The following is a 24,304-nucleotide window of genomic DNA, read 5'->3' as shown; positions in this document are numbered from 1 at the left end:
TAGGCGGGGGCACTGACAACGGAGCCCGGCGCCGGATCGCCCGCGCCCCGCCGACCCCCGCGCACGGCTCGGACCTTCCTCCAGGCATATGCGCATCTGCCATGTGTTTTCGCATGGACATATGTAAATGCCACCCCACGACACCTATTCTTTGGCACATGCTGTCTTCCGTCACCGGGTGGTCCGCTCACCGGCCGGCGGCATCGGCCTCACGCTTTCCCAAGGAGCCCCGCTCTCATGTCCTTCACCCCCGCCCTCACCCGTCGACGCGCCGCGGCGGCTCTCGTCGTCGTGGGCCTGCTCACGCCCCTGACCGCGTGCGGCAGCGACGACGACACGAAGGACGCGTCCACCGGCTCCAGCGCCTCCGCGTCCGCCTCCGGCGCGCCCGCCGCCGATCTGACCGTCCTCGCCGCCGCCTCCCTCACCGATGTGTTCAAGGAGGCGGGTGCGGCGTACGAGAAGGAGCACCCGGGGGCGAAGGTGACGTTCTCCTTCGCCGGGTCGCAGGAGCTGGCCGCTCAGGTCAAGCAGGGCGCCCCCGCCGACGCGCTGGTCACCGCGGACACGAAGACGATGGACGGCCTGAAGTCGGACACCGGGACGCCCACGGTCATCGCGAAGAACCGTCTCGTCATCGCCACCGGCAAGGGCAACCCGGAGAAGGTCGAGAACCTCAAGGACCTGGCCGACACCAAGCTGAAGGTGGTCCTGGCCGCGCCCGAGGTGCCGGTGGGCCGGTACAGCAAGCAGATCCTGGACGCCCAGAAGATCACTGTGAAGCCGGTCTCGCAGGAGCCCAACGTGCGCGCGGTGCTCAGCAAGGTCCAGCTGGGCGAGGCGGACGCCGGGCTCGTCTACAAGACGGACGTCTCCGCCGCCGCAGGCAAGGTCGACTCGGTCGACATCCCGGACGAGCAGAACGCGGTCGCCTCGTACCCGGCGGCGACGCTGAAGGCGAGCAAGCACAGCGCGGCGGCCGAGGCGTTCGTGAAGTGGCTGTCGACGCCCGAGGCGCAGAAGATCCTGGCCGACGCGGGCTTCCAGCAGCCGTAACGTAAGCGAGGGCCCGGCTCCGGCACGGGGCCGGGCCCTCCGTTTCTCCGTCTCCAGGGATCCCGATGAACCGTCCCCGCGGCCGCGCGCCGGTCGTGCTGGCCCTGCCCGCGCTCCTGGCCGTCGCGTTCCTGCTGCTGCCGCTGGCCGGCATCCTGGCCCGGACCTCGTGGGGCGAGCTCGGCGCCCACCTCACCAGTGAGGGCACCACCCAGGCGCTGACGCTGTCGCTGATCGTCTCCGGCTGGGCGCTGGCCCTCTCGCTCGTCCTGGGGGTGCCGCTGGCCTGGCTGCTCGCCCGGGTCGACTTCCCCGGCAAGGTCTTCGTCCGCTCGCTGGTGCTGCTGCCGATGGTGCTGCCGCCCACGGTCGGCGGCGTCGCCCTGCTGCTCGGCTTCGGCCGCCGGGGGCTGCTGGGGCCGTGGCTGGAGGACTGGTTCGGGATCACGCTGCCGTTCCACACCTCGGGCGCGGTGCTCGCGGCGGCCTTCGTCGCCATGCCGTTCCTGGTGATCAGCCTGGAGGGCGCGCTGGGCGGGCTGCGCCCCCGTTACGAGGAGACCGCGGCCTCCCTGGGGGCTTCGCCGGTACGGGTGTTCTTCACGGTCACCCTGCCGATGGTGGCGCCCGGTCTCGCCGCGGGCGCGGCGCTGACCTGGGCGCGGGCGCTCGGCGAGTTCGGGGCGACCATCACCTTCGCGGGCAACCTCCCCGGCACCACGCAGACCCTGCCGCTTCAGGTCTACCTGCTGCTCCAGAACAGCCCGGAGGCGGCGACCTCGGTGTCGCTGCTGCTGCTCGTCATCGCGATGGCGGTGCTGCTGGCGCTGCGGGGGCGGTGGACGGGGACGCCGCCGGAGCGGACGCGGCGGGAGGTCGCCGCGGACGACGAACCCGTGACCGACGTGCCCGCCGTTCCCGCCCCGAAGGACGTACGGGAGAGCTGGCCGCTGCACGCCGAGGTCACCGGCTTCAACGAGCTGACCCTCGACGCGGAGGCCGGGACCACCATCGCCGTCGTCGGCCCGAACGGCGCCGGCAAGACGACCCTGCTGCGCGCCCTGCTCGGCCTCACCCCGCGCGCCCACGCCCGGCTCCTGCTGGGCGACACCGACGTGACCACCCTGCCCGCCCACCGCCGGGGCGTCGCCTGGGTCCCGCAGGACGGCGCGCTGTTCCCGCACCTCAGCACCCTCGCCAACACCGCGTACGGGCTGCGCGCCCGGGGCGTACCGCGCGCCGAGGCCCGCCGCGCCGCGCAGGAGTGGCTGGACCGGCTCGGGGTCGGGCATCTGGCCTCGCGCCGCCCCGCCCAGGTCTCCGGCGGCCAGGCGCAGCGCGTCGCGCTGGCCCGCGCGCTGGCCGCCCGTCCGCGCCTGCTGCTCCTCGACGAACCGCTCGCCGCGCTCGACCAGACGACCCGGTCCCAGGTCCGGCACACCCTGCGCCGCCATCTCGACGGGTTCGGCGGCGTCTGCCTCCTCGTCACGCACGACCCCGTGGAGGCCGTCGCGCTCGCCGACCGCGTCCTCGTCCTGGAGGACGGCCGCACGCTCCAGGACGCCCCGCCCGCCGACGTCACCCGGCATCCGCGCTCCCCCTGGGTCGCCCGGATGCTCGGCCGCAACGCCTGGCCCGGCACCGCCACCGCCGACGGCCTGGAGCCCGCGGGCGGCGGTCGTCTCGTCGCGGCCGACCCGCTGCCGGCCGGGGTGCCCGCGCTCGCGGTCATCGCGCCCGAGGCCGTCTCCGTGCACCGCGAGAAGCCGGCCGGGAGCCCGCGCAACGTGTGGCCGGGGACGGTGCGCGAGATCACGGCGGGCGGAAGCCGGCTGCGGGTGCTGGTGGGGTCGGAACAGGCGCCGGACCTGGTCGCCGAGATCACCCCGCAGGCGGCGGCCGAGCTGTCCCTCGCGGACGGGGCGCGGGTGTGGACCAGCGTCAAGGCCACCGAAGTGACGCTCGTGGCCCTCTGACCCTCAGTAGACGTCGCGCACGTACCGCTTGTCGGCGGCGAGCTGCTTCACGTACAGGGCGGCGGCCTCCGGGTCGAGCCCGCCGTGCGCGACGGCGATGTCCCGCAGCGCCCGGTCGACGTCCTTGGCCATCCGGGCCGCGTCGCCGCACACGTAGAAGTGGGCGCCGTCGCGCAGCCAGGTCCACAGCTTGGCGCCGTGCTCGCGCATCCGGTCCTGTACGTAGACCTTGGCGCGCTGGTCGCGGGAGAAGGCGGTGTCCAGGCGGGTGAGGGTGCCGTCGGCGAGGAAGGACGTCAGCTCCTCCTCGTAGAAGAAGTCGGTGGCCCGGTGCTGCTCCCCGAAGAACAGCCAGTTGGGGCCCGGGTCGCGGCGGGCGCGGCGCTCCTCCAGGAAGCCGATGAAGGGGGCGACCCCGGTCCCGGGGCCGACCATGACCATCGGTGCGTCGGGGCGGGCCGGTGGCCGGAAGTGCGGGGCGCGGCGGACGAAGACCGGGACGCGGGTGTCGGGGGCGGCGTCCGCGAGGAACGGCGAGCAGACCCCGGAGCGGGGGCGGCCGTGGGTGTTCTCGTAGCGGACGACGGAGACCGTCAGGGAGAGGCGGTCGGGGTCGGTGAGCGGGCTGGACGATATCGAGTACAGGCGTGGTTGCAGGGGTTTGAGGAGGGCGGCCCACTCCTCGGGGGTGGCCTTGACCGGGTATTCGGCGAGGACGTCGACGGCCTGGCGGCCCCAGGACCAACGGGCCAGTTCGCCCTTGTTGTCGGGCCGCAGCATCTTCTTCAGGTCCCGGTCGCCGGTGCGTTCGGTGACGAAGCCGAGGAGGGCGGGGGTGAGGCGGGTGATGTCCAGCCGGGTGAGGAGCGCGTCGCCCAGTCGCAGGCCGCCGAGGCCGGAGACCTCGATCTCGGCGTCGGCGTCGAGGCCGGTGACGGAGAGCCATTCGGCCACCAGGTCCGGGTGGTTGGCGGCATGGATGCCGAGCGCGTCCCCGGCCGCGTAGTCGAGGGCGGTCCCTGTGCCGCTGGTGTCGAAGGTGAAGCGGCGGACCTCCTTGCCGGAGCCGGGCAGCCCGAGCAGCCGGTTGCCGGCCAGCCGCGCGGTGACGGGCGCGGGCTTCGGGGCGCGGACCGGGGCGGGGGCGGGCGGGGGCGCGGGGGCCGGTTCGGCGGGCGGGGCGGTGAGCCCGGCGAGGACCTGGTCGAGCCAGCTCAGCGCGGAGGGTTCGTAGTCGGGTTCGCAGTCGGTGCGCGGGGCGAGGCGGACGGCCCCGAGCTCGTCCAGTCGGCTGTCGAGCCGCCGCCCGTGCCCGCAGAAGTCGTCGTACGAGGAGTCGCCGAAGGCCAGGACGGCGAACCGCCTGCCGTCCAGGGGCGGGAGGTCGGCGGCCGTCAGGGCCTCCCAGAACCCGGAGCCGTTGTCGGGCGCGTCGCCGTCCCCGAAGGTGCTGGTGATCAGGAGGAGGTCGGCGGCGGGCGGCAGGGCGCGCGGGTCCGCCTCGTCCATGCCGAGGAGCCGGGTGCGCAGGCCCGTGGCGGTGAGCCGGTCGGCGGTGGCGACGGCGAACTCCTCGGCGTTGCCGGTCTGCGAGGCCCACAGCACGACGACCTCGCGGCCGGGGGCCTCGGCGGCGGGGACGGGCGCGGAGTCCTCGGCGGGCGGTCCGGTGCGCGAGTACATCCCGGCCAGGACGCCGTTGACCCAGCGCGCGTGCTCGGCGCTGAAGGGCGCGCCGGGCGGGAGCACGGGGACGCCGGGGGCGCCCAGGGGCAGCCCGGCCAGGAAGCCGACCAGGTACTGGCGCTCGTGCTCGGCGAGGACCGGGGGCGGGGTGGTCTCCAGGCCGAAGACGGCGGCGGGCGCCTGCGCGGGCGCCTCCACCGGCAGCGGCACCGGCGCCGGAGCCGGAACAGGGGCAGGGGCGGCCGCCACCTTCGTCAGGGTCACCGCGCACACCTTGAACTCCGGCTGGTAGGAGACCGGGTCCACCGCGTCGCCGGTCACCGCGTTGACGCTGAGGTATTCGCCGAACAGGTCGTTCCAGTGGAAGGGCGCGAAGCAGCAGCCGGGCGCCACGCGGTCGGTGACCACGGCGGGCAGCACGGCGCGCCCGCGCCGGGACTCGACCTCCACCGAGTCGCCCTCCGCGAGCCCGAGGCGGGCCGCGTCCTCGGGGTGCACCTCCACGAACGGTCCGGGGTTGAGCCGGTTGAGCTTGGCGACCTTGCCCGTCTTGGTGAGGGTGTGCCACTGGTGTTGGACGCGGCCGGTGTTGAGCAGGAGCGGGTAGTCGTCGTCGGGCATCTCGGCCGGCGGGATGTGGGGGCGGCCGAAGAAGCGGGCGCGTCCGGCCGGGGTCGGGAAGACCGGTCCGCCGCCGTCCGGGGCGAGATAGCGGATGGGGTTGCGGTCGGGCCCGTCGGCGGTGGGCGCGGGCCACTGGACGGGGGCGGTGCGCAGCCTTTCGTACGTCACGCCCCGGAGGTCGTAGCCGGTGCGCGGGTTCGCGGCGCGCTTGATCTCCTCGAAGACCTCCTCGGCGCTGTCGTACGTGAAGGCGTCCTCGTAGCCCAGGGCGCAGGCGATGCGGGCGATGATCCGCCAGTCCGCGAGGGCTTCGCCGGGCGGCTCGACGGCGGGGCGGGCGAGGGTGAGGTTGCGTTCGCTGTTGACGAGGACGCCCTCCGCCTCGCTCCACAGGGCGCCGGGCAGCACGACGTCGGCGTAGGCGTTGGTCTCGGTGTCGGCGAACACGTCCTGGGTGATGACGAGTTCGGCGGCCTCCAGGGCCTCGATGACGGTGCGGCGGTTGGCGACGGAGGCGACGGGGTTGGTGCAGATGATCCAGCACGCCTTGATGTCACCGGCCGCCATCCGCTCGAACATCTCGACCGTTCCCCGGCCGCACTCGTCCTTGCGCAGACTGCCGGGGGCCAGACCCCACAGCTCTTCGGTGAAGGCCCGGTCCTCGTCGTCCAGGAGTGACCGCTGCCCGGGGAGCCCCGGGCCCATGTAGCCCATCTCGCGGCCGCCCATGGCGTTGGGCTGGCCGGTGAGCGAGAGAGGGCCGCTGCCGGGGCGGCAGATCGCGCCGGTCGCGAGGTGGAGGTTGATCAGCGCGTTGGTGTTCCAGGTGCCGTGCGTGGACTGGTTGAGCCCCATCGTCCAGCAGCTGGTCCACTCCCCCGCCTCCCCGATCCACCGGGCGGCCTGCCGGAGGTCGTCCTCCGGGATTCCGGTGATCTCCGCGACGGTGGCGGGCGGGTAGTCGGCGAGGAACTCCGGCATCTCCTCCCAGCCCTCGGTGTGCGCGGCGATGAACGCGGGGTCGGTGTGCCCGTTCGCGTGGAGCAGGTGCAGGAGGCCGTTGAGGAGGGCCAGGTCGGTGCCCGGCCTGACGCGCAGGAAGAGGTCGGCCTTGTCGGCGGTGGCGGTGCGCCGGGGGTCCACGACGATGAGCTTGGCGCCCGCCTTGACGCGGTCCAGGAGGCGCAGGAAGAGAATCGGGTGGCAGTCGGCCATGTTGGAGCCGATGACGAGGAAGACGTCCGCGCGGTCCAGGTCGTCGTAGGAGCCGGGCGGCCCGTCGGCGCCGAGCGACAGCTTGTAGCCGCTGCCCGCGCTCGCCATGCACAGCCGCGAGTTGGACTCGACGCGGTTGGTGCGGACGAACCCCTTGGCCAGCTTGTTCGCGAGGTACTGCGCCTCCAGGCTCATCTGCCCGGACACGTAGAACGCGACGGCGTCCGGTCCGTGCGTGTCGATGACCGCCCGCAGCCGCCGCGCCGTGGACGCGACCGCCTCGTCCACACCCACCGGTACGGGCTCCGCGCCGCGCTCCGGCCGCACCAGCGCGGTGGTCAGCCGGCCGGGCGCGGCGAGCATGTCGGCGGTGGTCGCGCCCTTGGTGCAGAGCCGCCCCGCGTTGGCGGGGTGCGCCTTGTCGCCCGACGCCTTGCGGACCGTACGCCGCCCGTCGGGCCCGGCCGCGATGTCGAGGACCATGCCGCAGCCCACCCCGCAGTACGAGCAGACCGTACGGACCTGAGTGGCGTCGGCCGACGAGCTCTGTGGGGGCACCGGGGAGACCTTCCGTGAATCGGATCGTGCCCCGACGGTAGGAAAGCGCCGTTACGCCGGTGTGGCACCGGCCGATCATGGGCGGTAACGCTCGTCGCACAGCGGGCGGGCCCCGGGTGTGAGAAGAGCCGCCCGTAGCCTCTCTCCATGCAGCCCAACCTGATGATCCACGACGGCACCGCGGCGGCCTGCTCCGACGTCCCGCGCACCGGTGGTGTGCCACTGGCTCCGGCGGGTTTCACCTGGCCCGTGTGCGGCTGCGGCGGGCCGTTGCGGTTCTTCGCGCACCTTCCCGTCGAGGACGGCGTCCTGTCGGTGTTCGTGTGCCAGAACGACCCCGGCATGTGTGAGTTCTGGGCGGCCGGGTCCGGCGCCAACCGGGTCCATCTGTTCCCCCGGGAGGGGCTGCGGCCGGTCGCCGTGCCGGAGACCGGGGTGACGGTCCTGCCGGTGGTCTCGGCCATCCGCACCCAGGTCGTGACGGTCGACCCGGAGGACTGCGACGAGGACGCCGAGCCCGACGCGTACGACCTCGGCCGGGCGGGGTGGCGGCGGGAGCCCGGAGAACGGTTCGGGAAGCAGCGGGAGGTCCTCGGCTCGCTCGGAGGCAGTCCCTCCTATCTGGAGGACGACCGGGTGCCCGCGTGTCCCTCCTGCTCGGTCGCGATGGAGTTCGCGGCCCATCTGGAGGAGGGGATCACCCGGGAGGCCGCGATGAACCTCGGTGGTCAGCTGGGCTACGTCTTCGTCTGCCGCCCCTGCCGCGAGGGCGCGTTCCTCACGGACTGAACGGCGGCAGACGCCCGCCCGCTACGTCTCCTCGGTGAGCTGCTGGTCCAGGTCGTCGAAGAGCAGTTCCGTGTGGTCGACCTGGCCCGTCCGGTACGCCGAGCGGGCGACGAGGTGGGCGGCAACCGGGCCGGTCATCAGCTGGAAGAAGCCGATCAGCGCCAGCGTCGCCAGGTCCATGCCGCTGCGCAGCCGCAGGGCGACCCCGGCGAGCACGATGAGCATGCCGAGCGCCTGCGGTTTGGTCGCGGCGTGGCTGCGGGAGAGGACGTCCGGCAGTCTCAGCATGCCGATGACGCCGAGCAGGCAGATCGCGGCGCCGGTCAGCACCAGCGCCGCGCCCGCCGTGTCCAGGATCTGGAGCCAGACGCTCATGGCTTTTCCTCCCCGCCGTTCCGGGCCCGCTCCCCGTGCGGATGGCCCGGCGGCCGGTCGCGTACGGCGATGAAGCGCGCGATGCCGACCGAGCCGGTGAAGCCGAGGAAGGCCAGGACCAGCATGATCGGGAAGTAGAAGGGGTCGCGGGCGAACGCCGACTTGGCGCCGAGCCCGGCGATGATGAGCGCGGCGCAGACGTCGAGCGCGATGGCCCGGTCGAGCATCGAGGGGCCGCGCCAGATGCGCGCGAGCAGCAGCGCTCCGGCGACGACGGTCACGACGACGGCTGCTACGAGCAGGACCCGGTCCACGGTTTCCGGCGCGCTCATGTGCCCTCCTCCTGGTCTCCCGGCCGCTCGCCGGTGTTCGGCCGGTCCGGCGGCGGCGCGGCGACCCGCTCGATCTCGTCGCGCGTGCCGAAGGCCCGTACCATCAGCTCCTCCATGCGCCATACGGACCTCTTGGCCGCCGCCAGTTCGGCCGGCCGGCCGTCGAGGACGTGCACGAAGACGGTGGCGGTGGCGCGGCGCACCTCCACGACCGAACTGTCGGGAACGTTGGACACTCCGACGGCGGTCGCGGTGAGCATCAGGTCGGAGCGGCAGCGCAGCGGTACGGCGACGACGGCCGCCCGGCGCGGCTGCCCGCCGTGGATCTGCCGGGTGACCTTCATGCCGGAGGTGTACATGTCGTACAGCAGATAGCCGGCGAGCCGCAGGATGCCCCAGGGGTGCAGGCGCAGCCCCAGGTCGACCTTGGGCAGCGGGAAGGCCAGGCAGACGACGATCGCGACCGCGGCCCCGGTGAGCAGGTTCGCCCAGTTGAGGCTGGACCAGAGCAGCACCCAGATGACGGTGAGCCAGGCGATCAGCGGCAGGTCGAGCACCCGGCGGCCCCGGGCGCCGAACGCGGCGCTGAACGGCGGAAGTTCCCTGTTCCGGAAGGAGAAGGTGACGAGGCGTTTCACCGGCCCAGCACCTCCTGGGTGTACGGCGTGCGGGCGAGGAGTTCGGCGGCGGCGCGGTCGGTGTACGAGGTGAGCGGCCCGGCGAACACGGTGAAGGCGAGCCCGAGTCCGACCGCTGCGGCGGTCGCCCAGGTCATCGGCCGGGGCAGCACGCTGGTGGTGGTGACGGCGTGGCCGTGGAGCGTGGCGGCGACGGCGAGCCCGGCGGGCTGGTGGCGGACGCGGACGCCCTCGTCGCCGGTGCCCGCGATCCGGTCGGGGCCCTCGTCGGCATCGTCGTCGTCGCTGTCGTCGTCGGACTCCAGGACCGTGCCGGCGGCGGCCTGGCCCGGGGGCGCGGCCCGCCAGAAGGCGAGGTTCCAGACCTTGGCCATCACGTACAGCGTGAGCAGGCTGGTCACGGTCGCCCCGACGACGAGGATCCAGGCCCACACCCCGCCGTCGGCGACACCGGCGCGCATGAGGCCCAGCTTGCCGATGAAGCCGGACAGCGGCGGGATGCCGGCGAGGTTCATCGCGGGCACGAAGAAGAGGACGGCGAGGGCGGGGGCGGCCCGGGCGATGCCGCCGATCCGGGTGAGTTCGGTGGTGCCGGTCCGGCGTTCGATGAGCCCGGCGACCAGGAACAGCGTGGTCTGGACGGTGATGTGGTGGACGACGTAGACGATCGCGCCGCCGTACGCCCCCCGGGTGGCGAGGCCGATGCCGAAGACCATGTAGCCGATGTGGCTGATGAGGGTGAAGGAGAGCAGCCGCTTGAGGTCGGTCTGTGCGACGGCCCCCAGGATGCCGACGATCATCGAGGCGAGGGCCGCCGCCATCAGCAGGTCGCCGAGCCGGTTGCCGGGGAAGAGCAGGGTCTCGGTGCGCAGCATGCAGTAGACGCCGACCTTGGTGAGCAGTCCGGCGAAGACGGCGGTGACGGGGGCGGGCGCGGTCGGATAGGAGTCCGGCAGCCAGGCGGCGAGCGGGAAGACGGCCGCCTTGATCGCGAAGACCGTGAGCAGCATGGCCTGGATGAGGGTCTGGACGCCCAGCGGGAGCGCGCCCAGGCGTTCGGCGAGCTGGGCGAAGTTGGCGGTGCCGGTCGCCGCGTAGGTCATGGCGATGGCGGTCAGGAAGAGCATCGAGGAGAACAGCGAGATGATCACGTACGTGGAGCCCGCCCGGATGCGTGGACCGGTGCCGCCCAGGGTCAGCAGGACGAAGCTCGCGACGAGCATGATCTCGAAGCCGACGTAGAGGTTGACCAGGTCACCGGCGAGGAAGGTGCAGGAGACCCCGGCGACCAGGATCAGGTACGCGGGGTGGAAAACGGCGACGGGCGTCTCCTCGTCCCGGTCGGCCATGCCCTGGCCCAGGGAGTAGACGAGGACGCACAGGGTGACGGCGGAGGAGACCGTCAGCATCAGCCCGGAGAGCCGGTCGGCGACCAGGGTGATGCCGAGCGGCGGCGCGAAGTCCCCGAGGTGCACGGAGAGCGGCCCGTCCGTGTCGGCGGCGATCATCAGGGCGATCGAGAGGCCGAGGACGGCGGTGAGCACGGCGACGCTGATGAGGCGCTGGATCTGTTTGAGCCGGGTGCCGAAGGCGAGGCTCAGGCCGGTCGCGCAGAGCGGCAGCAGCACCGGCAGGGGGACGAGGGCGTTCATCCGGTGTCTCCTGGGTTGTCGGAGTCCTCGGGGTTCCTGGCGTAGTCCTCCGGGTCCGCGCCGAGGACGTCGTGCCACAGGTCACCGGTGGCGTCGCGGCCCCGGGCCTGGAGGGCGCGGTCGGCGCGCAGCCGGGCCCGGAGGCGGCGGCGTTCGTCGCGGTAGGCGCGGCGGGCCCCGGCGCTGCGGTCGCCGTCGGCCCGGAACCGCTCGCGCAGTTCGTCGCGCTCGTCCAGGACTTCCGCGCGCAGGACGATGCGGCGGTCCTCCAGGTCGTCGTGCACCTCGTCGGTGCCGGTGAGCTGGTGGCCGCGGTAGGCCATGGCGAGCAGGAACGCGGTGGTGGCCAGGGTGATGACGATCGCGGTGAGCGCGATGGCCTGGGGCAGCGGGTCGGTGACCCGGGCGAGGTCGACCCCGTACAGCAGGGGTTCGCGGCCGGCCGTTCCGGTGGCGGACAGGATGAACAGGTTGATGCCGTTGCCGGCGATGACCGCGCCCAGCAGGATGCGGGTGAGGGGCCGGGTCAGCATGAGGATGCCGCCGACCGCGCAGAGGACCGCGGCGGTGGCGAGGAGCGAGGCGCTGACGGTCACGGGGTGGCCTCCCCGGTCTCCGGTCCGGCCCGGCGGGCGGCGGCCTTCTCGGCGGCGGCGCGCTCGATCTGCCGGTCGATCTTGGCGCCGAGGGCCCGCACGATGTCGAGGACGACGCCGAGGACCAGCAGGTAGACCCCGCAGTCGAAGATGACCGGGGTGCCGAACTCGTAGGCGCCGATGAGCGGCAGGTGGCCGTGGTACGTCCAGGCGTGCAGGACCGTTCCGTCCGAGAGGCCGATCAGGGCGACCCCGGTGGAGAGGAACAGGCCGAGCCCGGTGAAGAGGCCGGGTTGCAGGGGCGCGGCCTCGGCGAGTTCGAAGCGGCCGCCCGCGAGGTAACGGGTGATCAGGGCGAGGCCCGCGACGAGGCCGCCGACGAAGCCGCCGCCCGGCATGTTCTCGGCGCAGAACAGCAGGTAGACCGAGAGCACCAGGATCGGGTGGAACAGCAGCCGGGCCACCACCTCGAAGACCACGGACCGGTGCTCGGGCGCCAGCGTGGAGCCGGCCGCCAGCCAGCCGCGCTCGGGTGCCCCCTCGTCGCCCTGGGGCACCCCGGTCAGCGGCTCGTTGGTCACCGACCAGGCGGTGTGTCCGCGTACTTCGGCGGGCGCGGCCGCCCCCTCGGCGCGGCGGTGCAGGTAGATGAGGCTGGTGACGCCGATCGCGGCGGCGGCGAGCACGGCGGACTCCCCCATGGTGTCCCAGGCGCGGAGGTCGACGAGGATCGTGGCGACGACGTCCTTGAGGCCGTGGTGCGCGGTCTCCTCGACCATGGCGGCGCCCGCCGGGGACGCGGTGCGCGCGGCGGCGGCGACCCAGACGACCACGCCGAGCGTCGCGGCGGCGGCCAGGGCGACCGGGATGCGCACGGCCCGCCGCCAGGGGCTCACCGACTCCTGGAAGTGCACCGGCATCCGCCGCAGGACCAGCACGAACACGATCATCGACACGGTTTCCACGCAGAACTGGGTGAGCGCCAGGTCCGGGCCGCCCTGGACGACGAACAGCAGGGCGGTCCCGTAGCCGGTCAGTCCGGCCAGCACCACGGCCTTCATGCGGCGTCTGACGGTGAGGCAGAGGAGGGCCGCCGCGCAGGTCAGGGCGGCGACGGCGCCCTGGAGCGGGACGTCCCAGAGCCGGGGCGCGGACGCGCCCTGCCAGGGCCGGTCCACGACGAACACGGAGAGCTGTCCGGCGAGCATCACCAGCAGGGTCGTCGCGAGGTACACGGAGAGGGAGCCGCGCTGGACGAAGCCGGTGGCCTGGAGGGAGAGCCGTTCCAGGCCCAGGAGCAGCTGGCCGAAGACGCCGTCGGCGGTGGGCCAGGCGATGCGCCGGGACAGCCGGGCGACCCGGTCGCGCGCGGCGAAGAGGACGGCACCGCCCGCGGTGGCCGCGGCGGAGAGGAGGAGGGCGGTGCCCCAGCCGTGCCAGAGCGCGAGGTGGTACGGGTGGGCGGGGGCCGGGAACGCGTCGGCGTAGGCGCTGAGCAGCCGGTCGGTCCAGCCGATGCCGGGGCCGAGCACGAGCCCGCAGAGGGCGAGCGCGGCGGGCGCGGCGAGGAAGGCCGGGCCGACCCGGTGCACGGGGGTGTCGGCGACCCCGGGTTTGCGGAAGAAGCCGCCCCAGATGAACCGGGCGGTGTACGCGACGGTGAGCGCCGAGCCCGCGACCGTGATGCCGAGCGCCCAGCGGTCCGCCGTGTCGCCGTGCAGCAGCGCCTCGAACGCCGACTCCTTCGCGGCGAAGCCGAGCATCGGGGGCAGGGCGGCCATGGAGAGGGCGGCGAGCACGGCGACGGCGCACACGTGGGGCAGGGCGCGTCCGACGCCGGAGAGCTTGCGCAGGTCACGGGTGCCGGCGGCGTGGTCCACGATGCCGGTGACGAGGAAGAGCGGGGCCTTGAAGAGGGCGTGGCCGAGGATCATGACGGCGGCGGCCAGCGCGGCGTCACGGTTGCCGACGCCCGCGAGGAGGGTGAGGAAGCCGAGCTGGCTGACGGTCCCGTACGCCAGGACGATCTTGAGGTCGTTCAGCCTGAGGGCCCGCCAGCCGCCGAGGAGCATCGTCGCGGCGCCGAAGATGATCACGACGGGCCGCCAGCCGGGCACGTCGGCGAAGGCCGGGGCGAGCCGGGCGACCAGATAGACCCCCGCCTTGACCATCGCGGCGGCGTGCAGATAGGCGCTGACGGGGGTGGGCGCGGCCATGGCGTTGGGCAGCCAGAGGCTGAACGGCCAGACGGCCGACTTGGACAGGGCCCCGCACAGGATGAGCAGGACGGCGACCTCGACGGCGGTGGTCGCCGGGGGCGGGTCGGCGAGGATCTCGGAGATGCGGTAGGTCCCGGCCTCCTGACCGACGATCAGGAAGCCGACCAGCATGGCGAGGCCGCCGAGCGTGGTGACGGTCAGCGCCTGGAGCGCGGAGCGTCTGCTGTGGCGCTGCTCGCTGTCGTATCCGATGAGCAGGTACGAGAAGACGGTGGTGAGCTCCCAGAAGACGTAGAGGGAGATCAGGTCGTCGCTGAGGACGAGGGCGAGCATCGCGCCGGCGAACGCGAGGAGGTTCCCGGCGAACCCGGCCAGCCGGGGGGTCGTGTCGCTGAAGTAGGAGGCGCAGTACAGCAGGACGAGCGTGCCGACGCCGGACGCGAGCAGCACCATGAGTTCGGCGAGCGCGTCGAGGCGCAGGTCCACGGAGACGCCGTAGTCGGGCATCCAGGCCCAGGACCAGTTCACCGAGGAGCCGGAGGCGGCCGTCTCCCACTGGGTGAACGCCCAGCAGGTGGTGGCGGCGGGCGGCAGCGCGAGGACGAGGAAGGCGCGCGCGCCCAGCCGTCGCACCAGCGGGCGCGCGAAGGCCGCGAGGACGAAGTGGGCGACGATGAGCGCGGTCATACGGCGGGGCTGCGGGGTGCGGCGGCGGGCGTCGGGGTGTGCGGGGTTACCGAACGGACAGAGGGCACTAAATACAGATATATCCCCGGCGCCGCTTCACCCGTCCGACCCGCCGCACCCCGGGCGGCCGGTCACAACACAGGGGGCTTCGCCGCTTCGTGGTGATCATGTGCGTGCCAGATGTTGAACATGTGATCCCACTTACAGTTCTTTTTTGCACTGTGACTACTATCTATCCGTCCTGGTTCTCAACGGATTTGACCGACCGTGAGGTCGGTACCACGTCAAGGAGCATGCCCTGCGCACGCGCGCGTCACGGCGGAGCAGCTCGACCACAATGGCGCTGCGGACGGCCCTGCTCGTACTGGCCGTCGTCCCCGGTGTTGCCCTGGCCGCCCTCTGGGCCGTCACCAGTGGTCAGACTCTGCTCGACTTCCAGAAGCAAGCGGCCCAAGGGCAGTTGGCCCAGAAGGCCGGCCAGCCGTCCAACATCGTGTACTACAACCTCCAGGAGGAGCGGCGGCTCAGCGCCGAGGTGCTGGCCCGCAAGGGAGGCGCCGCCGACGCCCTGCGCGAGCAGCGCAAGCTGACCGACAAGGCGATCACCAGCTTCCAGTCGCTGTCGGACACCGACACCGACGACGCCCCCGGCGAGGTACGCGACGCGGTCCGCGAGGCCCGCACGGCGATCACCCAACTCCCGGCGCAGCGCGCGCTGGTGGACGAGGGCGACGACGACCAGCAGAAGGCCGTGTACCGCTACTACACGGACCTGATCGCCGTCGACCTGAAGCTCTTCACATCGCTCAGCCATGTCGACAACGGCCGGATGACCACCATCTCGCAGCCGTTGGTGGACATGTTCTGGGCCAAGGAGATGATCTCCCGCTCGGACGCCCTGCTCGCCCGGGGCTGGAAGAAGGGCGAGCTGAGCGCCGCGGACCTCCAGGAGGTCCGGCAGGCCGTCTCCGCCCAGTCGTTCCAGTACACGTCCAAGGTCGTCCCCTATCTCCCGGCTGACGAGAAGGCCAAGTGGCAGCAGGTCTTCGGCAGTACCGCCTGGAAGGCGAAGACCCGGGTGGAGGCCCAGGTGCTGCGCCCGGCCGGCCCGGACTCCTCCGGCTCCGTCTCCCTCGGCGCGAAGGAGGCGGACTGGCGCGGCGCGATGGACGAGCTCACGCCCCAGCTGGTCGAGCTGATGGAGGCCCGCACCGACGTGGTGGTCGCGGAGGGCAAGGACAGTGTCATCTCCCTCCTCATCAAGGTCGTCCTGACCACGGTCGTCGGCCTCGCCGCCGTCGTCGCGGTCATCTGGTTCACCTGGCGGCTCTCCCGCAACCTGCGCCGCCGGATCAGCCGGCTCCAGGAGCGGGCCGAGGAGCTGGAGAAGGCGCTGCCCGACGTGGTCGAACGGCTCGGCAGGGGCGAGCGCATCGACGTCGAAGCCGAGGCCCGGGCGATCGGGGACGGCGGCGATCCCGGCGCGAAGGACGAGCTGTCCCAACTCGGCCACGCGCTCGACCTGGCCCGCACCAGCGCCCTGCGCGCCGCCGTCGACCAGGCCGACCAGCACCGGGGCTTCGAGCGGCTGCTCCAGCGCATCGCCCGCCGCACCCAGCAGCTCATCGGCCAGCAGCTGAAGAAGCTGGACGAGCTGGAGCGCAGGCACGAGGACCCGGAGGTGCTGGACGGCCTCTTCGACCTCGACCACCTCACGGCTCGCCTGAGGCGGTACGAGGAGAACCTGGTCATCCTCGCGGGCGGCTCCCCGCACCGGCGCTGGCGCAAGCCCGTACCGCTGCTGGACGTCATGCGCTCCGCACAGGGCGAGGTGCAGGACTACCAGCGCGTGGTGCTGGACCTGGACGGCTCGCCGTGGCTCGCGGCGCGGGCCGTGGGCCCGGTCTCCCATGTGCTGGCGGAGCTGATCGAGAACGCCCTCACCTTCTCCCGGCCGCCCAGCCCCGTCGAGGTCAGGGCCGCCCAGGTGAGCCGCGGCCTGGCCATCGAGGTCGAGGACCGCGGGCTCGGCATGGAGGAGGACCAGCTCGCGGCGGCCAACGAGCTGATGAGCCGGCCGCCCCGGATGGACGTGCTGGCCCACGCCGACGACATCCGCCTCGGTCTGTACGTGATCGCACGCCTCGCCGCCCAGCACGGGCTGCGGGTGGAGTTCCGCCAGTCGGCGTTCGGCGGCACCCGCGTCGTCGTGCTGGTCCCGGACGCGCTCACCGTCCCCGGCCCGCACGCCGGTCCGGTGGCCGTCCCCGCGCCGGAGCCGGAGGAGCCCGCCCAGGCCGCCGCCCCGCTCCGGGACAGCGACGCGCTGCCCAGCCGGGGCCGGGGCAGGGCCCTCGCCGGGGTCACCACCCTGCACGCACCGGAGGCGCCCGCACCCGAGCCCGAGGCTCCGTACGCCGACGCGGACGGGCACGCGTACGGGCAGCGGGACGACGTGTTCGGGGGCGCCGCCGCACGGCAGGACGAGGCGGCGCACCACGGCGGGTACGCGGAGGCCGGGCAGCCCTACATGACCGCCGAGGGGCAGTACCCGGTCCCGCAGCAGGCGTACCCGGAGCCCTCGGAGCCGTACGGCGCTCCGCAGCAGCCCTACCCGGACACGTATCTGACGGGCGAGCTGGACGCGGACGGCTTCCCGGTGTCCCTGCCCCCGCAGCCGGAACCGGCCGTACACAACGGGCAACCCATGCACGCCGGGCCGCCCGCGCAGGCCATGCAGCCCGCGCCGCTTCCGCAGCCCGCGCCGGGGCCGGGGCCGGGCCTTCCGGTCGCGCCGCCCGGGGCGCCCCTCGGGGAGCCGCCGTTGCCGCGCCGGGTGCGCCAGGCCAGCCTCGCCGACGAGCTGCGGGTCGACCCGGCCGCGCCGGCCGCCGCGGCCCGGCCGGAGGTCAGGGCCGAGGACCCGCCGCCCCGGACCGCCCCGCACCGCGCGGGTGCGGCCATCGGAGCATTCCAGCGCCGCTCCCGTGCCGCCCGCGCCACCGACGAGCCGCCGACGCGGCCCGACCTCACGAGAGAAGAACGGACATGACACGCACTACCGCCACCCGCCAGGACCTCGACTGGCTCCTCGACGGTCTGGTCGACTCGGTGGCCGAGACCATCAACGCCGTCCTGCTCTCGGACGACGGGCTGGTGGTGAGCCACTCGCGCACCATCGAGCGGCCCGACGCCGAGCGGCTCGCCGCGATCTGCACCGGCCAGCAGAGCCTGGCCCGGGGGGTGGGCCAGCTCTTCAACGGCGGCGGCGTCCACCAGGTGATCGTGGAGCTGGCGGACCTCTGGCTCTTCATCATCTCGGCGGGCCAGGGCACCCACCTGGCCGTCATCGCCTCCCAGGAGGTGGACGCCGAGATCATGTCGCTCGCCATGCACAACCTCGTCCTCCAGGTCGGCCAGAAGCTCAGCACCCCGGCGCGGGACGACTTCGACGCCTTCGGCGCCGGGGACAGGCCGCGGGCGTGACCGGCCACTGGCCGTACGGGCAGGGGGAATTCGAGGACGACGGCGAGGACGCCGCGGGAACGATGGTGCGCCCGTACACCATCACCCGCGGCCGGACGGCTCCCGACCGGGACGACCTCACCCTCATCACCGTGCTCACCACCGCGCACGATCCGCGGGACGAGCACGGCGCGGCGGCCCGCCCGGGCCGGCTCCAGCCGGAACACCGGCTGATCCTGGAGCGCTGCCGCCGGCCCGCGGCGGTCGCCGAGGTCGCCTCGGACCTCGACCTGCCGGTCTCGGTGACCAAGATCCTGCTGGCGGACCTGGTCGCCACCGGCCTTCTGACCGCCCGGGCCCCGCTCTCGGTGGCCCGGGCGTCCGGCGGCGCCGACATGGGCGTACTGGCCGCTGTTCGCGACGGACTCCGGAGACTCTGACCCAAGATGACCATCAGTCAGGCGGCACCCGCCGCCGTCAAGATCCTGATAGCCGGCGGTTTCGGCGTCGGCAAGACCACCCTCGTGGGAGCCGTCAGCGAGGTCGCCCCGCTGCGCACCGAGGAGCTGCTGACCACGGCCAGCATCGGCGTGGACGACCTGGCCGGCGTCGGACAGAAGGACACCACGACCGTGGCCCTGGACTTCGGCCGGATCACGGTCAGCCAGGACCTCGTCGTCTACCTGTTCGGCACACCGGGCCAGGAGCGCTTCTGGTTCATGTGGAACGACCTCGTCAACGGGGCCCTGGGCGGGGTCGTGATCGCCGACACACGGCGGCTCGAGAGCAGCTTCGCCTCGATCGACTTCTTCGAGAGCCGGGACATCCCGTTCGTCGTCGCGATCAACTGCTTCTACGGGCACAACACCCGCACCACGGACGAGATCCGGGCCGCCCTGGACCTGGACCCGCATGTGCCGCTGCTGGTCGGCGACGTGCGCGAGCGGCCGTTCGGCCGGGACGTGCTGCTGGCCCTCGTGGACCACCTGATGAGCCTGCCCGTCGCGGTCGGCTGATCCCTTCCCCCTTCTACTTCCTCGCTCTGGAGAGATCCGACATGGCAACACCTCTGCGCGTCCTGATCCACGGCGGCGGCATCGGCGGGCTGACGCTCGCCACCGCCCTGGCCCGGCGGGGCCACACCGTCGAGGTGGCCGAGCTCCGCGACGAGCTCGACGCCCTCGGCGTGGGCATCATCCAGCCGTCGAACGCCCTGCACGTGATGCGGGAGATCGGGGTGCTGGAGGACTGCCTGGCGGCGGGCTTCGAGTGGGAGGTGCTGACCATCGCGGACCCGGCCGGCAACACCCTGGCCGAGATACCGCAGCCGCGCATGGGCGACGCCCCCTCCAACAACGGCATCCCCCGCCCCGCGCTCGCCCGGGTGCTGAGCGCGGCGGCCACCTCGGCCGGGGCCAAGATCCGGTTCGGCGCGACCATCGCCGAGCTCGCCGACGACGGCAGCGGCGTGGACGTCACCCTGTCCGACGGCTCCTCCGGCCGCTGGGACCTGGTTGTCGGCTTCGACGGCATCGGCTCGCCGCTGCGCACCCGGCTGTACGGGGACCGCTACGCCCCCCAGTACACCGGCTTCGCCAACTGGCGCGTCACCGTGCCCCGCCAGGAGCAGGTGCGGGGTGTCGTGATGGGCACCGCGGGCCAGGCCGCGAAGGCGCTGCTCACCCCGATCACCGACGAGCTGATGTACCTGGGCTCGGTCTTCGCGGAGGCGGAGGGCTTCCGGCCGGACCCGGCGAAGGCGCACGAGCAGCTGAAGGAGCGGCTGGCGATGTTCTCGGGCCCGGTCGCGGAGGCGCTGGCCGAGGTCACCGGGCCGGAGGCGGTCGTCTACTCGCGGATCTCCCAGGTGACGGTGGAGGAGCCGTGGCACGTGGGCCGGGTGGTCCTGGCCGGTGACGCGGCGCACGCGAGCACCCCGCACATCGCGCAGGGCGCGGCGATGGCCGTGGAGGACGCGCTGGTGCTCGCCGAGTCGCTGGTCGCCGAGGCGGACGTCGACGAGGCCCTGGAGGTGTGGGAGGCCCGTCGCCGCCCGCGCGCCATGTGGGTGCAGGCGATGTCGCGCGCGGTGCTGAAGCAGGAGACGGGCGGCGAGACGACGCCGGAGGAGGACGAGCTGCTGAAGATCGGCATCCCGGGCGCGGCCCATGTGCTGGTGCAGCCGTACTGAGGTGAGGCGCGCGGCATGACGCGTGACGCCCCCGCCGGGCCCGGTTTCCGGGATCGGCGGGGGCGTCCGTCGTTCAAGGGCAGGACCGTCCGTCGTTCAGGGCAGGACCGCGATGCCGTCGATCTCGACCCGTGCCTGTTCGTCCCAGAGCCGCGCCGCCCCGATGACCGCCATGGCCGGGTAGTCGCGGCCCGCCATCCGGCGCCAGATCCGGCCCAGTTCCGGGGCGTGGGCCCGGTAGTCGGCGACGTCGGTGGCGTACACCGTGACCCGGGCCAGGTCCGCCGGGGAGCCGCCCGCCGCGCGCAGGGCGGTGAGCAGGTTGCCGAGGGCGGTCGCGAACTGCTCGGGCAGGGTGTCGCCCACGACCTCGCCGTGCTGGTCCAGGGCGGTCTGCCCGGCCAGGAAGACGAGCCGGCCGCCGGTCGCGGTGACCGCGTGCGAGAAGCCGGAGGCGGGGGAGAGTTCGTGCGGATTGATGCGGTGGATCGGGCTCATGCGGTCGGCTCCCGGTTCGCGTACAGCTCCTTGGCGATGATCGTGCGCTGGACCTCGCTGGCGCCCTCGTAGATGCGCGGGGCGCGGACCTCCCGGTAGAGGTGTTCGAGCAGATGGCCGCGGCGCAGGGCGCGGGCGCCGTGCAGCTGGACGGCGGTGTCCACGACGAACTGCGCGGTCTCCGTGGCGTACAGCTTCGCCATCGCGGCCCGGCGCGGCACCCCGGGCTCCCCGGCGTCGTGGGCGGCGGCGGCCGCGTAGACCAGCAGCCGGGCCGCCTCGGTGCGGGTGGCCATCTCGGCGACCTGGTGCGACACGGCCTGGAGGGCGGAGAGGGGCGCGCCGAAGGCGGTCCGGGTCGCGGTGTGCTCCACGGTGGCGTCGAGGGCGGCGCGGGCCATGCCGAGGGCGAAGGCGCCGACGCTGGGGCGGAAGAGGTTCAGGGTGTCCATGGCGACAGCGAAGCCCCGGTCCGGCTCGCCGAGCAGGTCGTCCGGGGTGACCCGGACCCCGTCGAAGGCGAGGGCCCCGATCGGGTGCGGGGAGAGCATGTCCAGGGCGGTGCCGGTCAGTCCGGCGCGGTCGGCGGGGACCAGGAAGGCGGTGACGCCACGGGCCCGGGCGCCGGGGGTCGTGCGGGCGAAGACCGTGTAGAAGTCGGCCTCCGGCGCGTTGGAGATCCAGCACTTCCCGCCGGTCAGCCGCCAGCCGCCGGAGTCCGGGGCGGCGTCGAGCGCGAGGGCCCCCGCATCGGAGCCCGCGCCCGGCTCGCTGAGCGCGAACGCGGCGACCTGGCGGCCTGCGCGGACCCCGGGGAGCCAGCGCTCGCGCTGGGCGGGGGTGCCGGACCGGAGCACGGGGAAGGCGCCGAGGCCCTGGAGCGCGAGGGCGGTCTCCGCCTCGGTGCAGCCCCGGGCGAGCGATTCGCGCAGCAGGCAGAGGTCCAGGGCGCCCGAGCCGAACAGCCGGTCGAGGAGGCCCAGCTCGCCGAGGGCGGCGAGCAGCGGGCGGTTGACGTGCCCCGGCGCACCCTCGGCGGCGAGCGGGGCGAGCCGGTCACGCGCCAGGGTGCGCAGCTCCTCGCACCAGGCGGTCTGTGCCGGATCGAGCGAGAATGCCGTCATACCGGCGCCTCTCTGGTCGAATCTGATCAAAGATTTTCAAATCGATGGCACTTGAGCATCTTTATCGCGGACCGTTGACTACCGTCACCCAAACGATACGCTCCAAGGGCGACAAGGGGGCGATCCTTCATGGACCCGAACACCATGGACCCGGAAACCTCAGCGCACATCGACGGCTTCGCCAGGGAGCATCTGCCCCCCGTGGAGCAGTGGCCGGAGCTGCTCTTCGACCTGCCCGAGCTGCGGTACCCGGACCGGCTCAACTGCGCCGCCGAACTCCTGGACCGCACGGCCGACCGCCTCGGCCCCGACCGCCCCGCCTTCCGCACGCCGGACGGCGGGGTGCTGACTTACGGGAAGCTGCGCGGGCTCGTCGACCGGATCGCCCATGTCCTCACCTCGGACCTGGGGGTCGTCCCCGGCAACCGCGTCCTGCTGCGCGGCCCCACCACCCCCCACCTCGCCGCCTGCTGGCTGGCGGTGCTGAAGGCGGGCGCGGTCGCCGTCACCGTACTGGCCCAGCAGCGGGCGTCCGAGCTGGCCACGATCTGCTCGATCGCCCGGGTGAGCCACGCCCTGTGCGACGCCCGTTCGGTCGAGGACCTGGCGCAGGCGGAGGTGCCCGGGCTGCGGATCACGGCGTACGGGGGTGAGGCGCCGGACGACCTGCTGCGGCTGGCGGCCGCCCGGCCGGGCCCGTACCGGGCGGTGGACACCGCGTCGGACGACGTGGCGCTGATCGCGTTCACCTCGGGGACCACGGGGCGGCCCAAGGGCTGCATGCATCTGCACCGCGATGTGCTGGCCATCGCCGACACCTTCTCGCGGCACGTCCTGCGGCCCGGGCCCGACGACGTGTTCGCGGGCAGTCCGCCGCTCGGTTTCACCTTCGGGCTCGGGGGCCTGGTGGTGTTCCCGCTGCGGGTGGGCGCGTCGGCGCTGCTGCTCGAACAGGCGGGCCCGAAGCAGCTGCTGCCCGCCCTGGCGGAGCACCGGGTCTCGGTGCTGTTCACCGCGCCGACCGCGTACCGGGTGATGCTGGACCAGCTCGACGGGCACGACCTGTCGGCGCTGCGGCGCTGCGTCTCGGCGGGCGAGAACCTGCCGGAGGCGACCTGGCACGCCTGGCACGAGCGGACCGGGCTGCGGATCATCAACGGCATCGGCGCCACCGAGCTGCTGCACATCTTCGTCTCGGCCGCCGACGACGCGATCCGCCCCGGCACCACGGGCGTCCCGGTCCCCGGCTGGCAGGCCCGGGTGGTGGACGCCGACGGCGCGCCCGTGCCGGACGGGGAGCCGGGCCTGCTGGCCGTGCGCGGCCCGGTCGGCTGCCGCTATCTCGCGGACGAGCGGCAGCGCGACTACGTACGGCACGGCTGGAACATCACCGGCGACACCTATGTGCGCGACGCGGACGGCTACTTCCGGTACGTGGCCCGCGCCGACGACATGATCATCTCCTCCGGGTACAACATCGCGGGCCCCGAGGTCGAGGAGGCCCTGCTGCGCCACCCCGATGTGGCGGAGACGGCGGTGGTCGGGCAGGCGGACGAGCTGCGCGGCCGGATCGTGGCGGCGTACGTGGTGGAGCGGGAGGGCGCGGAGCTGACGGCGGACCAGCTGCGCACGTTCATGCGGGCGGAGCTGGCCCCGCACAAGTGCCCCCGCCGCTTCACGTTCCTGCCCGCTCTGCCCCGTACGGCCACGGGGAAACTGCAACGGTTCAGGCTCCGCGCGGGGGAACCCGGTGCGGACGGGCCCGGACCGGGCCGAGAATGATCACATGGTCGAACCGCACACCCCCCGTTCACTGATCGTCACCCTGTACGGGGCGTACGGCCGCACCCCCGGCGACGGGCCGATGCCGGTGGCCGGACTGGTCCGGCTGCTCGGCGCCGTCGGCGTGGACGCGCCCGCCGTACGCTCGTCCGTCTCCCGGCTGAAGCGGCGCGGGCTGCTCGTCGCCGAGCGCACGGCGGACGGGGCGGCCGGATACGCGCTGTCGGCGGACGCCCGCCAGCTCCTGGACGACGGCGACCGGCGCATCTACCGCCACCCGGACCCGTCGCCGGCGGACGGCTGGGTGCTGGCGGTGTTCTCGGTGCCCGAGGCGGAGCGCCACAAGCGGCACCTGCTGCGCTCGCGGCTGTCCCGGCTCGGCTTCGGCACGGCGGCCCCCGGTGTCTGGATCGCCCCGGCGGGGCTGTACGACGAGACCCGGCACACCCTGGAACGGCTGGAACTCGCCCCGTACGTCGATCTGTTCCGGGGCGCGCACCTGGGCTTCTCCGCGACCCGGGACGCCGTGGCCCGCTGGTGGGACCTGGACGCGGTGGCCCGGCTCCACCACAGCTTCCTGGAACGCCACGAACCGGTGCTCAGGGCCTGGGAGGCGCGCGGCGACGCGGCGGTGGACCCGGAGGAGGCCTACCGGGACTACCTCACCGCCCTGGACTCCTGGCGCCGGGTCCCCTACGCCGACCCCGGGCTGCCCGGGGAGCTTCTGCCCGACGCGTGGCCGGGGGCCAGGTCGGCCGAGGTGTTCCGGGCGCTGCACGAGCGGTTGCGGGACGCGGGGGCGGAGTTCGCGCACCGGAAATAGCGCTGCCGGGCCGGGACC

19 protein-coding genes are annotated in these 24,304 nt (G+C 73.5%); 10 read left to right on the top strand and 9 right to left on the bottom strand.

Annotated elements, in window-relative coordinates:
• Nucleotides 1-237: 237 nt before the first annotated feature.
• Nucleotides 238-1,056, top strand: a complete 819-nt coding sequence (modA, locus tag OHS17_RS26260; protein ID WP_330314116.1) for a molybdate ABC transporter substrate-binding protein — start codon at nt 238-240, stop codon at nt 1,054-1,056.
• 65 nt (nt 1,057-1,121) lie between these two features.
• Nucleotides 1,122-3,032 carry an ABC transporter permease gene (locus OHS17_RS26255; protein ID WP_330314115.1) on the top strand — a complete coding sequence of 637 codons (1,911 nt, stop codon included), beginning with the start codon at nt 1,122-1,124 and terminating at the stop codon, nt 3,030-3,032.
• Nucleotides 3,033-3,035: 3 nt separating this feature from the next.
• Here the strand turns inward: OHS17_RS26255 and OHS17_RS26250 are convergent, their stop codons facing one another.
• Complete coding sequence (locus OHS17_RS26250) at nt 3,036-7,040, bottom strand: molybdopterin-dependent oxidoreductase (protein ID WP_443066177.1); 4,005 nt, start codon at nt 7,038-7,040, stop codon at nt 3,036-3,038.
• Nucleotides 7,041-7,262: 222 nt separating this feature from the next.
• Here OHS17_RS26250 and OHS17_RS26245 point away from each other — a divergent pair, with 222 nt between their 5' ends.
• Complete coding sequence (locus tag OHS17_RS26245) at nt 7,263-7,904, top strand: hypothetical protein (RefSeq protein WP_330314113.1); 642 nt, start codon at nt 7,263-7,265, stop codon at nt 7,902-7,904.
• A gap of 21 nt (nt 7,905-7,925) precedes the next feature.
• On the opposite strand, the gene mnhG is transcribed toward OHS17_RS26245, so the two are convergent.
• From mnhG to OHS17_RS26215, 6 genes are read right to left on the bottom strand one after another with little or no spacing between them, the layout of a single operon-like run.
• Nucleotides 7,926-8,279, bottom strand: coding sequence for a monovalent cation/H(+) antiporter subunit G (mnhG, locus tag OHS17_RS26240; protein ID WP_330314112.1), 354 nt, complete (start codon nt 8,277-8,279; stop codon nt 7,926-7,928).
• On the bottom strand, nt 8,276-8,611 hold the full coding sequence (locus OHS17_RS26235) for an MrpF/PhaF family protein (RefSeq protein ID WP_330314111.1): 336 nt from the start codon (nt 8,609-8,611) through the stop codon (nt 8,276-8,278). The genes mnhG and OHS17_RS26235 overlap by 4 nt, the downstream gene beginning before the upstream one ends.
• On the bottom strand, nt 8,608-9,249 hold the full coding sequence (locus OHS17_RS26230; RefSeq protein WP_330314110.1) for a Na+/H+ antiporter subunit E: 642 nt from the start codon (nt 9,247-9,249) through the stop codon (nt 8,608-8,610). The genes OHS17_RS26235 and OHS17_RS26230 overlap by 4 nt, the downstream gene beginning before the upstream one ends.
• Nucleotides 9,246-10,901, bottom strand: coding sequence for a Na+/H+ antiporter subunit D (locus tag OHS17_RS26225; protein WP_330314109.1), 1,656 nt, complete (start codon nt 10,899-10,901; stop codon nt 9,246-9,248). The genes OHS17_RS26230 and OHS17_RS26225 overlap by 4 nt, the downstream gene beginning before the upstream one ends.
• Nucleotides 10,898-11,497 carry a Na(+)/H(+) antiporter subunit C gene (locus OHS17_RS26220; RefSeq protein WP_330314108.1) on the bottom strand — a complete coding sequence of 200 codons (600 nt, stop codon included), beginning with the start codon at nt 11,495-11,497 and terminating at the stop codon, nt 10,898-10,900. Before OHS17_RS26220 ends, OHS17_RS26225 begins: the two co-directional genes overlap by 4 nt.
• Complete coding sequence (locus OHS17_RS26215) at nt 11,494-14,403, bottom strand: Na+/H+ antiporter subunit A (RefSeq protein ID WP_330314107.1); 2,910 nt, start codon at nt 14,401-14,403, stop codon at nt 11,494-11,496. The genes OHS17_RS26220 and OHS17_RS26215 overlap by 4 nt, the downstream gene beginning before the upstream one ends.
• A gap of 337 nt (nt 14,404-14,740) precedes the next feature.
• On the opposite strand from OHS17_RS26215, the gene OHS17_RS26210 reads away from it, so the two are divergent.
• Genes OHS17_RS26210 through OHS17_RS26190 form a run of 5 tightly spaced genes read left to right on the top strand, consistent with a single transcriptional unit; the run spans nt 14,741 to nt 20,059 of the window.
• On the top strand, nt 14,741-17,455 hold the full coding sequence (locus tag OHS17_RS26210; RefSeq protein ID WP_330314106.1) for a nitrate- and nitrite sensing domain-containing protein: 2,715 nt from the start codon (nt 14,741-14,743) through the stop codon (nt 17,453-17,455).
• The gene (locus tag OHS17_RS26205; protein WP_018105797.1) at nt 17,452-17,889 is read left to right on the top strand and encodes a roadblock/LC7 domain-containing protein; all 438 of its coding nucleotides are present in this window, start codon (nt 17,452-17,454) and stop codon (nt 17,887-17,889) included. The genes OHS17_RS26210 and OHS17_RS26205 overlap by 4 nt, the downstream gene beginning before the upstream one ends.
• Complete coding sequence (locus tag OHS17_RS26200) at nt 17,886-18,308, top strand: DUF742 domain-containing protein (protein WP_018105798.1); 423 nt, start codon at nt 17,886-17,888, stop codon at nt 18,306-18,308. The genes OHS17_RS26205 and OHS17_RS26200 overlap by 4 nt, the downstream gene beginning before the upstream one ends.
• A gap of 6 nt (nt 18,309-18,314) precedes the next feature.
• Nucleotides 18,315-18,884, top strand: a complete 570-nt coding sequence (locus tag OHS17_RS26195) for a GTP-binding protein (protein WP_073861300.1) — start codon at nt 18,315-18,317, stop codon at nt 18,882-18,884.
• Between the two features lie 41 nt (nt 18,885-18,925).
• A complete protein-coding gene (locus OHS17_RS26190) occupies nt 18,926-20,059 on the top strand; it encodes an FAD-dependent monooxygenase (protein ID WP_330314105.1) in 1,134 nt (377 codons plus the stop codon).
• Nucleotides 20,060-20,155: 96 nt separating this feature from the next.
• On the opposite strand, the gene OHS17_RS26185 is transcribed toward OHS17_RS26190, so the two are convergent.
• Both OHS17_RS26185 and OHS17_RS26180 read right to left on the bottom strand, forming a co-directional pair.
• Nucleotides 20,156-20,557 (bottom strand): RidA family protein, encoded by a 402-nt coding sequence (locus OHS17_RS26185; RefSeq protein ID WP_161210448.1) that lies wholly within the window; start codon nt 20,555-20,557, stop codon nt 20,156-20,158.
• The gene (locus OHS17_RS26180; RefSeq protein ID WP_330314104.1) at nt 20,554-21,681 is read right to left on the bottom strand and encodes an acyl-CoA dehydrogenase family protein; all 1,128 of its coding nucleotides are present in this window, start codon (nt 21,679-21,681) and stop codon (nt 20,554-20,556) included. Before OHS17_RS26180 ends, OHS17_RS26185 begins: the two co-directional genes overlap by 4 nt.
• Nucleotides 21,682-21,810: 129 nt before the next feature.
• On the opposite strand from OHS17_RS26180, the gene OHS17_RS26175 reads away from it, so the two are divergent.
• Together OHS17_RS26175 and OHS17_RS26170 are read left to right on the top strand one after the other, a co-directional pair.
• Nucleotides 21,811-23,463, top strand: coding sequence for an AMP-binding protein (locus tag OHS17_RS26175; RefSeq protein ID WP_330314103.1), 1,653 nt, complete (start codon nt 21,811-21,813; stop codon nt 23,461-23,463).
• A gap of 4 nt (nt 23,464-23,467) precedes the next feature.
• Nucleotides 23,468-24,286: a PaaX family transcriptional regulator gene (locus OHS17_RS26170; RefSeq protein WP_330314102.1), complete on the top strand. Its 819-nt coding sequence runs from the start codon at nt 23,468-23,470 to the stop codon at nt 24,284-24,286.
• The last annotated feature ends 18 nt before the right edge of the window (nt 24,287-24,304 follow it).

It is taken from the genome of Streptomyces sp. NBC_00523 (assembly GCF_036346615.1).
In the GTDB taxonomy this organism is placed as follows: Bacteria; Actinomycetota; Actinomycetes; order Streptomycetales; family Streptomycetaceae; genus Streptomyces.
Note: the sequence above shows the minus strand (reverse complement) of the source record. Positions and strands in the feature narration are given on the sequence as shown.

What these genes read in the sequence shown, in the direction of transcription:
- modA (WP_330314116.1), top strand. Translation starts at nt 238, where the DNA reads ATGTCCTTCACCCCCGCCCTCACCCGTCGACGCGCCGCGGCGGCTCTC.
- OHS17_RS26255 (WP_330314115.1), top strand. Translation starts at nt 1,122, where the DNA reads ATGAACCGTCCCCGCGGCCGCGCGCCGGTCGTGCTGGCCCTGCCCGCG.
- OHS17_RS26250 (WP_443066177.1), bottom strand. Translation starts at nt 7,040, where the DNA reads ATGGTCCTCGACATCGCGGCCGGGCCCGACGGGCGGCGTACGGTCCGC.
- OHS17_RS26245 (WP_330314113.1), top strand. Translation starts at nt 7,263, where the DNA reads ATGCAGCCCAACCTGATGATCCACGACGGCACCGCGGCGGCCTGCTCC.
- mnhG (WP_330314112.1), bottom strand. Translation starts at nt 8,279, where the DNA reads ATGAGCGTCTGGCTCCAGATCCTGGACACGGCGGGCGCGGCGCTGGTG.
- OHS17_RS26235 (WP_330314111.1), bottom strand. Translation starts at nt 8,611, where the DNA reads ATGAGCGCGCCGGAAACCGTGGACCGGGTCCTGCTCGTAGCAGCCGTC.
- OHS17_RS26225 (WP_330314109.1), bottom strand. Translation starts at nt 10,901, where the DNA reads ATGAACGCCCTCGTCCCCCTGCCGGTGCTGCTGCCGCTCTGCGCGACC.
- OHS17_RS26215 (WP_330314107.1), bottom strand. Translation starts at nt 14,403, where the DNA reads ATGACCGCGCTCATCGTCGCCCACTTCGTCCTCGCGGCCTTCGCGCGC.
- OHS17_RS26210 (WP_330314106.1), top strand. Translation starts at nt 14,741, where the DNA reads ATGGCGCTGCGGACGGCCCTGCTCGTACTGGCCGTCGTCCCCGGTGTT.
- OHS17_RS26205 (WP_018105797.1), top strand. Translation starts at nt 17,452, where the DNA reads ATGACACGCACTACCGCCACCCGCCAGGACCTCGACTGGCTCCTCGAC.
- OHS17_RS26195 (WP_073861300.1), top strand. Translation starts at nt 18,315, where the DNA reads ATGACCATCAGTCAGGCGGCACCCGCCGCCGTCAAGATCCTGATAGCC.
- OHS17_RS26190 (WP_330314105.1), top strand. Translation starts at nt 18,926, where the DNA reads ATGGCAACACCTCTGCGCGTCCTGATCCACGGCGGCGGCATCGGCGGG.
- OHS17_RS26185 (WP_161210448.1), bottom strand. Translation starts at nt 20,557, where the DNA reads ATGAGCCCGATCCACCGCATCAATCCGCACGAACTCTCCCCCGCCTCC.
- OHS17_RS26180 (WP_330314104.1), bottom strand. Translation starts at nt 21,681, where the DNA reads ATGACGGCATTCTCGCTCGATCCGGCACAGACCGCCTGGTGCGAGGAG.
- OHS17_RS26175 (WP_330314103.1), top strand. Translation starts at nt 21,811, where the DNA reads ATGGACCCGAACACCATGGACCCGGAAACCTCAGCGCACATCGACGGC.
- OHS17_RS26170 (WP_330314102.1), top strand. Translation starts at nt 23,468, where the DNA reads ATGGTCGAACCGCACACCCCCCGTTCACTGATCGTCACCCTGTACGGG.